Annotated in this window: 14 protein-coding genes; 4 read left to right on the top strand and 10 right to left on the bottom strand. The window is 56.0% G+C overall.

Annotation, left to right across the window (positions count from 1 at the left end; all coding sequences use genetic code 11):
• The gene (locus H6F57_RS05460) at positions 1 to 330 is read right to left on the bottom strand and encodes a hypothetical protein (protein WP_190627838.1); all 330 of its coding nucleotides are present in this window, start codon (positions 328 to 330) and stop codon (positions 1 to 3) included.
• Between the two features lie 353 nt (positions 331 to 683).
• Positions 684 to 1,643 carry an orange carotenoid-binding protein gene (locus tag H6F57_RS05465; RefSeq protein ID WP_190627836.1) on the bottom strand — a complete coding sequence of 320 codons (960 nt, stop codon included), beginning with the start codon at positions 1,641 to 1,643 and terminating at the stop codon, positions 684 to 686.
• Positions 1,644 to 1,919: 276 nt separating this feature from the next.
• Here H6F57_RS05465 and H6F57_RS05470 point away from each other — a divergent pair, with 276 nt between their 5' ends.
• Complete coding sequence (locus tag H6F57_RS05470) at positions 1,920 to 2,159, top strand: NifU family protein (RefSeq protein ID WP_017299982.1); 240 nt, start codon at positions 1,920 to 1,922, stop codon at positions 2,157 to 2,159.
• A 74-nt stretch (positions 2,160 to 2,233) separates the two neighbouring features.
• Positions 2,234 to 3,511, top strand: coding sequence for a serine--tRNA ligase (gene serS / locus H6F57_RS05475; protein WP_190627834.1), 1,278 nt, complete (start codon positions 2,234 to 2,236; stop codon positions 3,509 to 3,511).
• A 4-nt stretch (positions 3,512 to 3,515) separates the two neighbouring features.
• On the opposite strand, the gene H6F57_RS05480 is transcribed toward serS, so the two are convergent.
• Entirely contained in the window at positions 3,516 to 3,929 is a 414-nt protein-coding gene (locus H6F57_RS05480; protein ID WP_190627832.1) for a hypothetical protein, read from the bottom strand.
• A 131-nt stretch (positions 3,930 to 4,060) separates the two neighbouring features.
• On the opposite strand from H6F57_RS05480, the gene H6F57_RS05485 reads away from it, so the two are divergent.
• Positions 4,061 to 4,861 (top strand): Uma2 family endonuclease, encoded by an 801-nt coding sequence (locus H6F57_RS05485; RefSeq protein WP_190627830.1) that lies wholly within the window; start codon positions 4,061 to 4,063, stop codon positions 4,859 to 4,861.
• Here the strand turns inward: H6F57_RS05485 and H6F57_RS05490 are convergent.
• The 7 genes from H6F57_RS05490 to H6F57_RS05520 all read right to left on the bottom strand — a co-directional run bounded on the left by H6F57_RS05490 (position 4,858) and on the right by H6F57_RS05520 (position 11,120).
• Positions 4,858 to 5,241 carry a DUF2358 domain-containing protein gene (locus tag H6F57_RS05490; RefSeq protein WP_190627829.1) on the bottom strand — a complete coding sequence of 128 codons (384 nt, stop codon included), beginning with the start codon at positions 5,239 to 5,241 and terminating at the stop codon, positions 4,858 to 4,860. The two genes, H6F57_RS05485 and H6F57_RS05490, sit on opposite strands and share 4 nt — an antisense overlap.
• A complete protein-coding gene (locus H6F57_RS05495) occupies positions 5,242 to 6,021 on the bottom strand; it encodes an amino acid ABC transporter ATP-binding protein (protein ID WP_190627827.1) in 780 nt (259 codons plus the stop codon).
• Positions 6,022 to 6,207: 186 nt separating this feature from the next.
• Complete coding sequence (locus H6F57_RS05500; protein WP_190627826.1) at positions 6,208 to 7,425, bottom strand: amino acid ABC transporter permease; 1,218 nt, start codon at positions 7,423 to 7,425, stop codon at positions 6,208 to 6,210.
• Between the two features lie 3 nt (positions 7,426 to 7,428).
• Complete coding sequence (locus H6F57_RS05505; RefSeq protein ID WP_190627824.1) at positions 7,429 to 8,607, bottom strand: ABC transporter permease subunit; 1,179 nt, start codon at positions 8,605 to 8,607, stop codon at positions 7,429 to 7,431.
• Positions 8,608 to 8,808: 201 nt separating this feature from the next.
• The gene (locus H6F57_RS05510; protein WP_190627822.1) at positions 8,809 to 9,867 is read right to left on the bottom strand and encodes an amino acid ABC transporter substrate-binding protein; all 1,059 of its coding nucleotides are present in this window, start codon (positions 9,865 to 9,867) and stop codon (positions 8,809 to 8,811) included.
• A 199-nt stretch (positions 9,868 to 10,066) separates the two neighbouring features.
• The gene (locus tag H6F57_RS05515) at positions 10,067 to 10,276 is read right to left on the bottom strand and encodes a hypothetical protein (RefSeq protein WP_190627820.1); all 210 of its coding nucleotides are present in this window, start codon (positions 10,274 to 10,276) and stop codon (positions 10,067 to 10,069) included.
• Positions 10,277 to 10,382: 106 nt separating this feature from the next.
• Positions 10,383 to 11,120 carry a ComF family protein gene (locus H6F57_RS05520; RefSeq protein WP_190627818.1) on the bottom strand — a complete coding sequence of 246 codons (738 nt, stop codon included), beginning with the start codon at positions 11,118 to 11,120 and terminating at the stop codon, positions 10,383 to 10,385.
• A gap of 333 nt (positions 11,121 to 11,453) precedes the next feature.
• On the opposite strand from H6F57_RS05520, the gene H6F57_RS05525 reads away from it, so the two are divergent.
• A complete protein-coding gene (locus H6F57_RS05525; RefSeq protein ID WP_190627816.1) occupies positions 11,454 to 13,826 on the top strand; it encodes a putative PEP-binding protein in 2,373 nt (790 codons plus the stop codon).
• Positions 13,827 to 13,864: the final 38 nt, after the last annotated feature.

The following is a 13,864-nucleotide window of genomic DNA, read 5'->3' on the forward strand; positions in this document are numbered from 1 at the left end:
CTAGAACATGCGGGTGAGGGCAGTAATTTTCGATAGTTTGGCGGCGTCTAGCCCCTCTAGCTCATTCAAGCTCAGCCAGCCTTCTTTCACCAAACTCGAAAAGACAAACAGCAAGGCTGACTCGCGATCGTCATACTTGCCGTCGAGTTCGTGACGGCGGGCGCTGAGAAAATCGTGGAGTTGCCAAAGGTCATCCATACTGTTGAGACTGCTGGCCCGATCGCGCACAACCTGAACCAATCCGCTGATCTCGCGGCTATAAGCCGCTGCGATCGCCGCCTTAGCAAGGTCTTTTTCCTCAGATGACCACTGGAGTTCGCTGGTATGCATTACGACTTTTAAAGGAAGGAATCTTGAGAACAGACCGGTGAAAACGCTATAGCCTCCAATCAGCTAAGCCCTTAACCAGTCAATGATTTTGTTTAACGTTTCTCTATATTAGAGACATGTTGCAAAACTTTGCAATGTCCTCAGGATGCTTAGCGAGCCTCAGCCACCTTCATACACTTATCTTGGCCAGGCTCAAAACAATTCTGGCTGCTGGGTCTTCCGTCTCGGGAGAGGCCCAACAGCCAGAAAAGGGGACATGGGTTTAGCTAGGGATGAGCCAACCTTAAGTTAATTTCGGCCAAGTAGACCTCAGGTCGGCGATCGCCCAGCTAATCCCATCCACAGCCATCGACCTAGCGAACCAGGTTGAGCAGTTCCTTCGGTGAGGCCAACAGGTCAATGGCGACAAAGAAAATCTTGCCATCGGGGTTGAGCAAAAACCGCCAGGCAATATTCATGCCGACGCCAGCGCCAAACCAGGGGGTCTGCACCTTGCCGGTCACTTTGATTTGAGTAAAGCCATCTTCAGCCTGTTCGGTGACCCCCCGCTCTGGAATCAGCTTGAGGTTTTGACAATCTTCCTGAAAGAACCGGAGAATCCCCTCTTTGCCGGTAATCGGGCGCTGAAAGGGAGGCTGTAGCGCACCGTCGGGGGTGAAAAGTTCGATCAACGCGTCGAAGTCATTGGCGTTGAGGTTGTCCATGTAGGCCAGCACTGTTGGGCTGGTAACCCCCTCAATGGTGACCTGGCTGCGCTTGGCCATGTCTTGGGGTGGTGCAACCGGCTCAGAGACACGGGTATAGCTGCCCATTTGCTTGGCGTCAAACCCCATGTCGACAACCGCATTGCGGAGCACCGTAATCTGCTGACCAGACTCTAGGGTGCGAATCGACTGCAACACTGCGGCGGCATTGGCCGACAGCTTATACCCTTCAGGGATAGGCGCAACAGAGCCCTCTTCCATCCACTGGCCCAGGCGGTACCAAAAGCCGAGCTTGATGTTGGGCGACCAGGTCGAGTAGGTGCGACAAACGGGCGTATCAGCCCGGTTCGCCAGGTCGCACATCGCCTGAGACTGCTCCTGAAAAGGCATCTTGCGAATTTGCTCCATGGTGGCTTCAGCAAACTGCATGCTGGCCGCACCGGGAGCCGCAATAGTAATGCTGCTCCCCATCTCTAAGTAGGCGAACCAGATTAGAGCCAGCTGGTCTTCGGCACTGAGTTGGGTAAAGCGGGCAATGGTTGCGGGTACAGAATCCGCCGTTAAAGTATTAGGGAAAATATTACGAGCTGAATCGATCGTAAAAGGCATATTGAGTTTCCTGAGGAAAGGTGGGGTTTTTGCCAATGATTCCGAGCATTTTTTCCATCAAAGCTTGACCCCTCAAGGCCCAGTCTACGCAACTACGAGACATGTGCCCTATAAAGAAATGAGAACCGATGTTATTTCCTATAGAAATTGCTCTAGAGAAGAAATAGTTTTTATCCCTGGGAGAATTCGTCGATCAGATCAGGCTGATTGCTCTGGTTTGGGGCCAAAATCCTTAGAATGGAGATGGCCTCTCAATATTTTTGGTAGCTATAGCCCATGGAAACGCTTGCCCTTACCCCTCCCAATGTGGAACAGGTTTTAGATGAACTACGCCCTTACCTGCTGGCCGATGGCGGCAATGTAGAGCTGGTTGAAATCGACGGCCCAGTGGTCAAACTCCGCCTGCAAGGGGCTTGCGGCTCTTGCCCTAGCTCTGCCATGACCCTGCGCATGGGCATCGAGCGTCGCCTGCGCGAGTTTATTCCCGAAATTGCCGAAATTGAGCAGGTATTTTAGGAATGCTGATATTCTGATCTATTGGCAAAGGGTTTCTTGTCAAAAAATCAGATTTCAGATTGTAGAGGGCTGCTGTGCTAGATCTAAAGCAAATACGAGAAAACCCAGAGCAGGTACAGTCTGCTCTGGGTAAGCGGGGTAAATACGATTTGATCCCGCTGCTAGAGCTAGACCAGCAGCAGCGCCAGATAGAGACGGTGCGATCGCAGCTCCAAGCCCGCAGCAACGAGATCGGCAAGCAGGTCGGTCAGACCATCAAAGCCGGGGCCGCCCCCAACGGCCCGGAAGTCACCGCTCTCAAAGACGAAGGCAACCAGGTCAAGGCCGAGCTGCAAACCCTGGAACCCCAGGAGCGTGACATTAAAGCCCAGATTGAGGCTATTCTGCTGGGCTTGCCCAACCTGCCCAGCGACACTACCCCCGTCGGCAAAGACGAAACCGAGAATGTAGAGGTGCGCCGCTGGGGCGACGAGTACTTGCCCAAGCAGCCCGCTAAACCTCACTGGGAGATTGGCGAGACCCTGGGCATTCTCGACTTTAAGCGCGCCGCCGAAAAGATTGCTCAGAGCCGCTTTGTCGTTCTAAAGGGCGCGGGTGCTGCGTTGGAGCGATCGCTAATTTCCTTCATGCTCGATCGCCACATTAAAGCGGGCTACGACGAAATCATTCCGCCTTATCTGGTGAATTCTGCCGCGCTGACGGCCTCAGGCCAGCTCCCCAAGTTTGCCGAAGAAAGCTTTCAGTGCCGCAACGATGACCTGTGGCTTACCCCCACCGCCGAGGTGCCCCTCACCAACCTGCACCGCGACGAAATCCTCGCTGCTGACCAGTTGCCGATTCACTACTGTGCCTACACCCCCTGCTTTCGCCGCGAGGCCGGCAGCTACGGCAAAGACACGCGGGGTCTAATCCGTCTCCACCAGTTCAACAAGGTGGAGATGTACAAATTTGTCCACCCCGACACCTCCTTTGACGAGCTAGAGGCGCTGGTGGGCGATGCCGAAGACATTCTGCAACAGCTCAAGCTGCCCTACCGCGTGCTGGCGCTTTGTACTGGCGACCTGGGCTTCTCTAGCTGTAAAACCTACGACCTCGAAGTGTGGATGCCCTCGTCTGAGAGCTATCGCGAGATCTCAAGCTGCTCAAACTGCCTAGACTTCCAGGCTCGCCGCGCCAACATTCGGTTTAAATCAGCGGGTCAAAAAGGCACTCAGTACCTACACACCCTCAATGGGTCGGGGTTGGCTATTGGCCGCACCATGGCCGCCATTCTGGAGAATTATCAAGAGGCCAACGGTTCAGTGCGAGTACCTGAGGTGCTGCAACCTTACCTCAACCGCGAGTATCTGTAGGCTTTTACAAAGGAAAGCGATAGACAATCGCCCCGGTATCTTTGACATCAAAGGACGCATTAAGAACCTGGGCTTTTTGGTCGAGAAACGCTTTGGCCTGCTCAACTGGCATCTGTGCAGCCGCCGCAAACTGAACAATGGTGAGGTCGCCCGCCTGACTTTGAAGCAGCTGTAAAAAAAGCTGCTCCTGCTGAATCGATACGGCCTGAGATAACTGCTGGTTGTTGGTTCGCAAATTCCATGCCAGCCAGGTGCCCAGCGCTGTAGGGGCGAAGCCAAACATGACCAACGCTAACCCAGTCTCGGCCCGATCTTCCCAATCGTCGTCGGAGCCAATCAGTTGGGTTGTCGCTAGAAGCGTAATTGATAGCCCAAATAGCAAGCAGGCTCCAGCTAAGGCCTTCTGTAACTTCCGCATAGCCGTCTCCTCTACCGGTCGCTCTCAACGTTGACGGTTATCGTAGCCATTGTTTCTCCAGCTAGCCCACAGAGATTAGCCACTTCTAACCCTCTCTATAATAAGAAGCAACTCAGTTGCCCTGGCCAGCCATGACCTACCCCACCGGCTACTCCATTGCGCAGACCGACCCGCCGCGATCGCCGCGCGAAACTCTGCCTACTATGTACGATCTCCCCAGCGAGTTCCCGGAGGAGCCTGGCTTGCCCGACGAATTTCATGATCTTCAACCTCAGCTCCTAAGTCGTACTCTGGCCTTAAGCGACTACAGCCGAAATCAGTGGTTTACGGGGTCTGATCTAAACCTTTACTACGACGTTCACCATCCCCTCTGGCACAAACGACCCGATTGGTTCTTAGCCGTGGGTGTGCCGCGCCTTTATGACGGTCACGATTTGCGCCGCAGCTATGTGGTCTGGCAGGAGGGTGTCTCCCCGGCAGTGGTGGTGGAATTTTTGTCGCCTAGAACCGAGCAGGAAGACTTAGGCCGATTCTATCAACAGGGAGATCAAGTCGAGCCAGAGGACGAGAATCTAGAGCCGATTGATTCAAATCAAGTGCCGCGTAAGTTGGATGTGTACGAAACCTACCTGCGGGTGCCCCATTACATTGTCTACAGCCGATATACTCAACGACTGCGCTACTTCAAGCTAATCGGTCGTCAGTATCAAGAGCAAGCTGTAGACTCCCTCCCTGAAACCGTTTGGTTAGAGGATTTAAATATCGGTCTGGGCGTTTGGGCAGGGGAGTTTGAAGGTATCTGGGGTCACTGGCTACGATGGTGCAATGCTGAGGGGTGCTGGCTACCGACAGATACTGAAACAGCCCAGCAGCGGGGCGATCGCCTTGCCCAGCGCCTGCGAGAGCTCGGCGTTGACCCCGACGAGATTTAGCTTTTCAAGCTAAACGCCTGCTTTAGCACCGCTAGCCGCGAACAATCCCAGTAATCGATGTGGGAAATTACTTTGCCCTGAGCAAGACCTAGCTCACTACGACCGGGAATGCTCATCCGTGGCTGCCAGGGAAATGGAGCAACCCAACTCAGAGTCCAGCGGGTGTCAATTTGGCTAGGGCTAGAGTACTCGATCCTGTGCAGTTGCAGGTCAACATCCTTAAACCAGCGGCTGATAAAGCCAATCATACGCTGGTAGCGATCGACGCCGCGAAACTGGTTTAGCGGGTCTTTAAAGTACACATCCTCAGCGTAGAGGTAGTAGCTCTGATCGTCAGGGAACCGCTCGTAGTCGAGGCGAATCTGTTCGAGAATATCCACCTAAAGAATCTGGGAAAGGAATTTTTGGGTACGGTCTTCGCGGGGGTTGCTGAAGAACTCTTGGGGCGTGTTTTCTTCAATTAGATAACCGCCATCCATCAGCACTACGCGATCGGCTACCTCGCGGGCAAAGCCAACTTCGTGGGTGACGCATACCATGGTCATTCCCGTATCGGCCAAGCCGCGCATCACATCCAGCACTTCCCGCACCATCTCAGGGTCGAGGGCGGAGGTAGGTTCGTCAAAAAGCATGACTTTGGGTTGCATAGCGAGGGAACGGGCGATCGCCACTCGCTGCTGCTGACCACCCGACAGCTGACCGGGGAACTTGTGGGCCTGCTCTAAAATGCCCACCCGCTCTAGCAGCTGCATGGCGACTTCTTGGGCCTTAGCTTTGGGCCAGCGGCGCACCCAGATGGGGGCCAAAGTCACGTTTTGCAGCACCGTCAGGTGGGGGAATAGGTTGAACTGCTGAAACACCATGCCCACCTCACGGCGGATGGCCTCAATATTTTTCAGGTCGTGGGAAATAGTGATGCCATCGACCTCAATAGAGCCCTTCTGATAGGGTTCTAGCGCGTTAAAGGTGCGAATAAAGGTCGACTTACCTGACCCAGACGGCCCCATCACCACCAGCACTTCGCCCTTATAGACCGTCATGTTGACGCCCTTGAGCACGTGAAAGCCGTTGTCATACCACTTTTCTACATCGCGGGCGACGATCACGGGCTCGGGGCTGGTAGCGTGGGCCGCTGGTTGCTCCGTCTGAAACTGTGTCATGAAAGGTTTCCTCTTTATCGCGCCCTCGGGGCTGCTAACAACTCATGAAATGGACGTTTTCAATATAGCTAAACCCGACAGGCGGGGCGCTAGCGCAAGATAATGCTATTTTGCCTTAACCCTAGGAGTTTTCTGGATTCCAGACTGTCAACTGTTACACGGGAGAGATATTTTGCCGGAGAGCATCTAGTTTTCGGTGTTGAGCTTCTCCTCAATTCTGCGGCTAGCCAAGGACATGGCATAGCAGAAGAACCAGTAGATCACTGCTAAGAAAAGGTATACCTCGGCGTAGCGCCCTAGATAGGACGGGTTGGCCAAGATTGATTTACCGATGCCCAGCAGTTCTGCTAAACCCACAATAGACAACAGCGTAGTGTCTTGAAATAGGCTAATAAACTGCCCCACGATCGCCGGAATCGCGATCTTAAGCGCCTGGGGCAGAATAATCAGGCCCAGGGTCGTGGGGGTGTTCAACCCTAACGACATAGCAGCCTCACGCTGGCCGCGAGGTACTGCCTGCAAACCGGCGCGCACATTTTCGGCTAGGTAGGCGGCGCTAAACAGAGCCAGCGCAATGATCGCCCGCAGAATGCGATCGGGTCGCGACCCAATCGGCAAAAACAGCGGAATCATCACCTGCCCCATGAATAGAAAAGCCACCAGGGGCACACCCCGCACCAGCTCGATGTAGACGGTAGATAGCAAGCGCACCACCGGCAGCGCACTGCGCCGCCCCAGGGCTAGCAGCAGCCCCAGCGGAAAGCACAGCACAATGCCGCTCACTGCCGTAAACAGGGTCAGCACTAAGCCCCCCCAGTCGTTGGTCGATACTCTGGTCAGCCCTAGGCCTCCGCCCAGCAGCCAGAGAGCGACAAAATACGATAAAAACCAGGACAGCGAGATCCACTTGCCCACCCCAGGAAACTTGCGCCCGATCTGCCGCCCTGCCGCTGCCCCCCCAGCCACCAGAGCAACCATCGGCAACAGCTGTAGCGAGTTGGGTCGGGTCGGCGGAAACAGCACAATGAATGCACAAACGATCCCTAGACCAATCAGCACATTCCGGCTAAACAGGGTAGAGACATTGCGCCCCAGCACTCCCCACGACAAACCAGCCAGGCCGCAGACCACAGCCAGCAAGGCCCAGATACGGGGGTACAGCTGGGAGGGAAAGGTGCCAGACATGAACAGGCCAAAGTTGTTGGGAATGACCTGCCACTGGGCGACGGTGAAAGCCCAAAGGATAAGGCGAAAAATACCCCAGCCCAAGATACCGACAATGACGATAGTCAGTAGGCTGTTGAACCAGTCACTGAACAGATTTTTTTTGGCCCAAGCCACCGGTCCCAGAGCCAATATCTCAGGGGGTGCAGAGGAGAAAGAGTCAGGCGTTACGGAGGTCATAGCTTAGCGCTCCTTAAGCTGCACAGATTGGTTGAACTGGTTCATTACCAAAGTTATAAATAGACAGAGGATTAGATAGGTGGCCATCATGACCACAAAGACTTCAACCGGTCGGCCAGTTTGGTTGTAAGTGGTGGTAGCAATCGAATAAATTTCGGGAAAGGCGATCGCAAAGGCCAAGCTAGAGTTTTTAGTCAGGTTCATGTACTGACTGTTCATCGGTGGAATAATCACCCGCAGCGCCTGGGGAAACACCACCAGTCGCATTACCATACCGGCATTTAGCCCCAGGGTGCGGGCGGCTTCCCACTGTCCCTTTGACACCGACTGAATGCCCGCTCGCACAATTTCCGCCACGAAAGCGGAGGTATAAAACACCAGGGCGGTTAGAGCGGCCACATACTCCCGCGATAGGCGCAGGCCACCGGTTACGCCACCGCCCTCAATGCCCTCGGGAATCGTCCAGTTCATACCTAGGGTAATGATGGCTAGCCAGGCTAGCCCTACTACCGCCAGAGCGATCGACTGGGCTTGGCCACCGACCCCAGTTTCAATGCGAATTTTGGTGCGCCAGCGCCAGAGATAGAGAGCCGCGATCGCCGCCCCAACCGTAGCCGCAATGCCTAATATTGCCAGCAGCGCACTACTGGCCCAGGGAATATAAACCCCCCGGTTATTCAAAAAGGCGAGACCCAGCACCCCAATCTGTGCTTCGGGGCGGGGCAGCGCGCCAAAAATTGCAAAGTACCAAAAAAACAGCTGGAGCAGTAGCGGAATATTTTGCACCAGCCCCACATAGAGACGACTGAGCTTCTGCAACAGCCAATTCTTAGAAAAGCTTGCCACCCCAGCCACTACGCCCAGCAGAGTGGTCAAAACAATACCGCCTACTACCAGGGTCAGGGTGTTGCCCAGGCCCACCATCAGCGCCTGCCAATAGGGGTCGTTGGGGCGATATTGAATCAAGCTTTCGCCAATGCTAAAGCCAGCTGGGTTCCGCAAAAAGCTGAAGCCAAAGGCCCGTCCCTGCTGAATCAGGTTGCGGTTTAAATTGCCCAGGAAAAAGCTCAGCAAGAGCAGGACAACGATCAGCGTAATTACCTGGAAGGCAATCTTCCAAAAGCGCTCATCTCGCAGCATTGCCTTAAAGTCAAAGGTTTTGCTACCGCGATCGTGGGCCATTTACGTTACCTGTGGTGTATCAGTGCAAAGCGAACAGTTCTGGCGCTGTAAGCAAAATAATCTAAGAGCGATGTCAAGAAAAGTTCAATTTGTTACAAGGATTTATGAAAAAGGCGCAGCTAGACTGCGCCTTTAACGGGGTGAATCCGGAGTAAAGAATTCGGTGAGGGCTAGAGGCTCCCACCAATCAGCAGGCGTTCCCTAACGGAAAGGAGGAGAGTACATCAGGCCACCCTCGCTCCACAGCGCGTTTTGGCCGCGCTCTAAGGCAAACTCAGAGTCAGCGCCGACATTGCGATCGTAGACTTCGCCATAGTTACCCACTTGGGTAATGACCTGCACCATGAAGTCGTTGGGCAGTCCCATATCGGTACCGAGAGTGCCCTCTTGGCCCAGGAAGCGAGCAATATCAGGGTTTTCAGTGGCCTCAAAGGTGCCAATATTCTCAGAAGTAATGCCAAACTCTTCGGCCTGAATCAGACCGTAGGTCACCCATTTGACAACGTCGTACCAGCTGGAATCGTTGTTGGTGGTCACAGGGCCCAGAGGCTCTTTAGACATGGTGACTTCGAGCAGGGTGTGCTCGTCGGGGTTGGGCAGCGTGCTGCGGCGAGCCACCAGCTGCGACTTGTCAGAGGTCATGCCCTCGCAACGGCCTTCATCGTAAGCGGCATAAGCAGCATCGGCATCTTGAAACACCACCGGCTCAAAATCGACATTGAGCTGGCGCATTTGGTCGGTCAGGTTCAACTCAGTGGTGGTTCCGGTTTCCACACAGATGGCCTTACCGGCAAAACCTTCGAGATCCGTGATGCCGCTGTCTGCACGCACCAACATCCCCTGACCATCAAAAAAGGTGGTGGGCGCAAACTCAAGACCCACGCTGGTATCACGGCTGATAGTCCAGGTGGTATTGCGGGAGAGCATGTCAACTTCACCACCTGAGAGGGCCGTAAAGCGCTCGGTCGAGTCTAGGCGACGGTACTCTACAGCTTCGGCATCGCCTAAAACAGCGGCGGCTACGGCCTTACAGATATCGACATCAAGGCCGGTGTAGGCGCCACTTTCATCCACGAAGCTAAAGCCCGGAATGCCACCATCCACGCCACAGATCAGCTGTCCACGCCCTTTAACGACGTCGAGACGGCCCCCACCAGCGGGAGCGGCTTCCCCATCAGCGGTGGTGTTAGTAGTGGTTCCGCCACCACAGGCGGCCAGCGTTAGCCCGAGGGCAGCTGCGAGAAAACCCCACTTGCGCATGAATTAATCCTCACTCACAAAAGACACTGCAAAACTTATACCCAAACCGTTGGAGTGTTGCACTGGGTTAACACTCCAACGGTTTGGGTTTTCATTTTGCATCAAGGATAACAATATACTGGCGGGGAATCTAAACCCATCCGGATCCATCTGTTTGACGGTCCAAGAGAGCCTCAACCTTACGCCTAATGAACTTGGTTTAGTGCTCCTGCGCCAGGTCGCGAATTAGAGGAATTTTGTCGCGAATGTAGTGATGAAGCTGATCGGTTTCGGCCTGATTGATTGGCTGCTGCCCAACGAATTGAGCTAACAACCAGCACACTAAACCGTGGTCATCTAGGGCTAAAAGATGACTGCTCTGGGACCGTTCTACCAAAGACCACAGGTGTCTTAGAAGCTGGGGGTTCATAGCAGCTGTTAATAATTTCTTTAGATTTATACTAGGGCATCGACTCGCTGGCGCAACAGAGTCAATGGATTATTAGTATTTCCTAAGGAAACTATAGCCATCTACCTTAGGGTCGAAGTTTTTTTGGGCTGGTGGGGGTTGCCCAGACTGTAGGGCGGGCGACGGTGCAGATGCCGCCCACGGCGATGCCGCTGCGGCGCAGAACCTGTGCCGCTGATTGAGCAGTGGCTCCGGTGGTGAAGATATCGTCGAGCAGCCACACGGTAGATGGCCGGAGAGTCTCGATGTGGGTTGGGTTGACGACAAAGGCCTGGGCCAGATTTTGCTGGCGGCTGAGACGGTTGAGGCTGTGCTGAGCCTGGGTGGCCTGCACCCGCAATAGGCCATGGCTATGTAGCGGCAGCCCGGTCAGCCGACAAAACCATTGACCGAGCAGGTCAGCTTGGTTAAAGCCCCGTTGCTGCAACCGGGTAGGGTGAAGGGGAATAGGTACGATCGCCACCGGACGAGATGATGCCTTAGATCGAGGATTGTGGTCAAGCCAGGTTTGCCCCAGTTCGGTGCCCAAAAACTGCGCTAGCCCGGTGTGACCACTGTATTTAAAGGTGCCAATGGCCTGGCGCAGGCTGTCTTCGTAGCGCCCCCAGCTGAGTACCGCAAGACTTGGAATACTACGATCGAAAGGCGTTGGAGACTGACACTGCTGCACCTGGCAGCAGCAGCTGGAGCAGAGCACCGCAGACGTCGATCGCTGACACAGGGGGCAGGGCTCGGCCAAAAACAGGCTGAGCATCTGGCGTTTGCCCTGGCTGAGCCAGGTCTGAATAGAGGAGCGGCGGTGCATGCGATCTGCCCTAATAGATAAATGGCCGAGGCGCTGGATCTATTGTCAGGGCCGCAGCGGGCAGGGACGAGGGTAGAAATAGGGATCTCTGCTGGGAAGGCACCCTATCCCACTAGCATGGTATAGGGCGAAGACGATGGCCATCGCGTAGACTCATAGACATAAGATATTGACTTCAAATAAAGCGCTTCGTTGCGATCGCCCCTGGGCACCGCCGCTCTAGGGTTGAAGCAGGCCCAGCCGCCGCAGGGACCAATGGGTCTAGCATTATAAAACCGAATAATTTGGCCACCTCCCTTAGGCGACAGCTGAGGGCTAGCCCCGTATCCCAGCATGACCTGTCTTCGACAATTGCATACCCTGGAAAGCGCTGATCTACGGGCCGTTGGTCAGAAAGCCTATTACCTAGGCTTGCTCAAGCAGCAGGGGCTGCCTGTGGCTCAGGGTTGCGTGCTGACGGCGGCGGCCTGGCACCGCGGTTTAGAGCAGATGGCCTGGCCCGATGGCGATGGCGATTGGCTGGCTCCGGTGTGTCAAGACGGGTTTAAGACCTTACAGCAGAGCAGCCAACAGTGGCAAAAGGCCCTGCGAGAGATTCCGAGCATCGAGGCGATCGCAGACGATGAGTTCAATCGTCCCGAGCCCGATGGCTTTACCCCCGCCGCCTGGATGCTGCGCGCATCGCTCTGGGTAGAGGCAATGGGTTTAGAGGAGGCAAAGGCGGCTAGATTGGTAAGCCCAGGCCTGCTGCCGGCTCAGATCGAAGCCGACTGGGCCGATCTGGCTGGGGTGCTGCCACAGTTTTGGAGCCAGGCGCTCACGGCTCGCTGTCTGCCAGTTTGGGATCTCCACTGCCAGCGGCTGCGCGATCTGAGCCTGGCCACGCTGATTATGCCGGTGTATCCAGCCTTGGTGTCAGGCACGCTCATTCTGAGCCAAGAGCAAATTACTGTGGCTGCGGTAGCGGGGTTAGGTATGGCCCTCACCCGGGGAGAAGCCATCCCAGCCTGCTGTTGGGTAAGCTCTGGCAAAGTTGCTGAGGCCACCTGGCTGCCAGGGTTTCAGGAGCGCATTTACCAGCTGAGGCCCGCCTCTAAGTACCGCCCCCGCCCGCTGGCCAGTGCCCAACCCATTCAGGTGATCGAGCGCGATCGCCCCGAGTTGCTCGCTCCCCTCAGTCAAGATCAGCTTGCCCGGCTAGTGCAGGTTGCAGAACGGGCTCAAACGGCCTTGGGTGGAGCTGGGGTGCGCCTAGAATGGCTGCTGCATCCTAGCGCTAACCCCGACCAGCCAACCCTGATCATTACCGAAGCCGGTCCTTGGCCCCACCCAGCGGTGACAACTGCGGCCCCAGTGCGACCACCTCCAGTCAAGGCTCGGGCTCAGCCCCCCCTACTGCCCTTAGCCAGCACGGTCGTACGCGGTATTGGGGCCGCAGCGGGATGCATTCAAGGAGTTGCCGTAGTCGCCCAACGCCCCCAAGACTTGCCAAAACTGCTTCCTACAGGCTGCATTGTGGTGCTGCCCGACCTACAGCCCGATGTCTTTTTTCAGCTGCCATCGGTAGCGGGCATTGTCACCGAGCGCGGCGGTGCCACCTGCCACGCGGCTATTTTAGCGAGAGAGGTAGGCATTCCGGCGGTGGTGGGTGCCCCCCATGCCACCCAGCTGCTAGAGAGCGGCATGGTGCTCTGGCTCGACGGCGATCGCGGCGTGGTCTATGGCCTCACTGACGAAGCGGCGGTCTCGTTTCGCCCCCCCGTGCCCCCCGTACCTGAACCGCTACCCACTGATCAACCGGGCCGCTACCACCGGCTGCGCACCCAGGTCATGGTCAACCTCAGCCAGCGCCAGGGCCTGGCCAACCTTTCTCTCAACCATGTAGCGGGCATTGGCTTATTGCGCTCAGAATGGCTTCTGCTGGAGGTGCTGGAAGGCCGCCACCCTTGGGACTGGGTCAACCAGGGCCAGGAAGCAGAGCTACAAAATCGCTTGGTGCAGCAGTTAGAGCCCATTTTGCAGACCCTGGAGCCTAGACCGCTGCGCTACCGCAGCCTCGATCTGCGATCGCATGAATGGCAAGGTCTCCGGGGCAGCCCTCCGGTAGAGCCCAATCCGATGCTGGGGTTACGCGGCACCCTGAGCTACGACGTTGACGATCGCCTGTTTCAGGTTGAGCTAGGGGCATTGGCCACTCTGCAACGGGCTGGCTATAGCAACCTACAGCTAATTTTGCCCTTTGTGCGCAGCGTCGAAGAAGCCATTACCTGCCGCCAGCGGGTCGAGCGGGTTGGTCTCACCGACGCCACCGGCTTTGCCCTGTGGATTATGGCCGAGGTGCCCTCGGTGCTGTTCTTGCTGCCCGCCTACGCCCAGGCTGGCATCCAGGGCATCGCCATTGGCTCTAATGACCTTACTCAACTGCTGCTGGCCATCGATCGCGACCAGCCCATCATGGCTTCCGCCTACGACGAGCGCCACCCGGTCGTGCGCCTAGCTATGGCCCACTTGGTACAGGAGGCCCGCCGCAACGGCCTGCTCTGCTCCATCTGCGGCCAAGCCCCGGTACGTCACCCCGAACTGATCGCCGATCTGGTCGGCTGGGGAATTAACTCTATTTCGGTAGAAGCAGCGGCCCTGCCATTTACGTTAGAGGCGATTTGGCAAGCGGAGAACGACGAAGGGGCTGGGGAGGTGAGGGGGTGAGGGGATAAGGGAATGAGGGAGCAAGGATTTGTCCTAGC

The organism is Leptolyngbya sp. FACHB-60 (assembly GCF_014695775.1).
Taxonomy (GTDB): Bacteria; Cyanobacteriota; Cyanobacteriia; order Phormidesmidales; family Phormidesmidaceae; genus Nodosilinea.

Excerpts from the sequence above, each read along its gene's own strand:
- H6F57_RS05460 (WP_190627838.1), bottom strand. The coding sequence starts at position 330 with ATGCATACCAGCGAACTCCAGTGGTCATCTGAGGAAAAAGACCTTGCT.
- H6F57_RS05465 (WP_190627836.1), bottom strand. The coding sequence starts at position 1,643 with ATGCCTTTTACGATCGATTCAGCTCGTAATATTTTCCCTAATACTTTA.
- H6F57_RS05470 (WP_017299982.1), top strand. The coding sequence starts at position 1,920 with ATGGAAACGCTTGCCCTTACCCCTCCCAATGTGGAACAGGTTTTAGAT.
- H6F57_RS05480 (WP_190627832.1), bottom strand. The coding sequence starts at position 3,929 with ATGCGGAAGTTACAGAAGGCCTTAGCTGGAGCCTGCTTGCTATTTGGG.
- H6F57_RS05485 (WP_190627830.1), top strand. The coding sequence starts at position 4,061 with ATGACCTACCCCACCGGCTACTCCATTGCGCAGACCGACCCGCCGCGA.
- H6F57_RS05495 (WP_190627827.1), bottom strand. The coding sequence starts at position 6,021 with ATGACACAGTTTCAGACGGAGCAACCAGCGGCCCACGCTACCAGCCCC.
- H6F57_RS05500 (WP_190627826.1), bottom strand. The coding sequence starts at position 7,425 with ATGACCTCCGTAACGCCTGACTCTTTCTCCTCTGCACCCCCTGAGATA.
- H6F57_RS05505 (WP_190627824.1), bottom strand. The coding sequence starts at position 8,607 with ATGGCCCACGATCGCGGTAGCAAAACCTTTGACTTTAAGGCAATGCTG.
- H6F57_RS05510 (WP_190627822.1), bottom strand. The coding sequence starts at position 9,867 with ATGCGCAAGTGGGGTTTTCTCGCAGCTGCCCTCGGGCTAACGCTGGCC.
- H6F57_RS05515 (WP_190627820.1), bottom strand. The coding sequence starts at position 10,276 with ATGAACCCCCAGCTTCTAAGACACCTGTGGTCTTTGGTAGAACGGTCC.
- H6F57_RS05520 (WP_190627818.1), bottom strand. The coding sequence starts at position 11,120 with ATGCACCGCCGCTCCTCTATTCAGACCTGGCTCAGCCAGGGCAAACGC.
- H6F57_RS05525 (WP_190627816.1), top strand. The coding sequence starts at position 11,454 with ATGACCTGTCTTCGACAATTGCATACCCTGGAAAGCGCTGATCTACGG.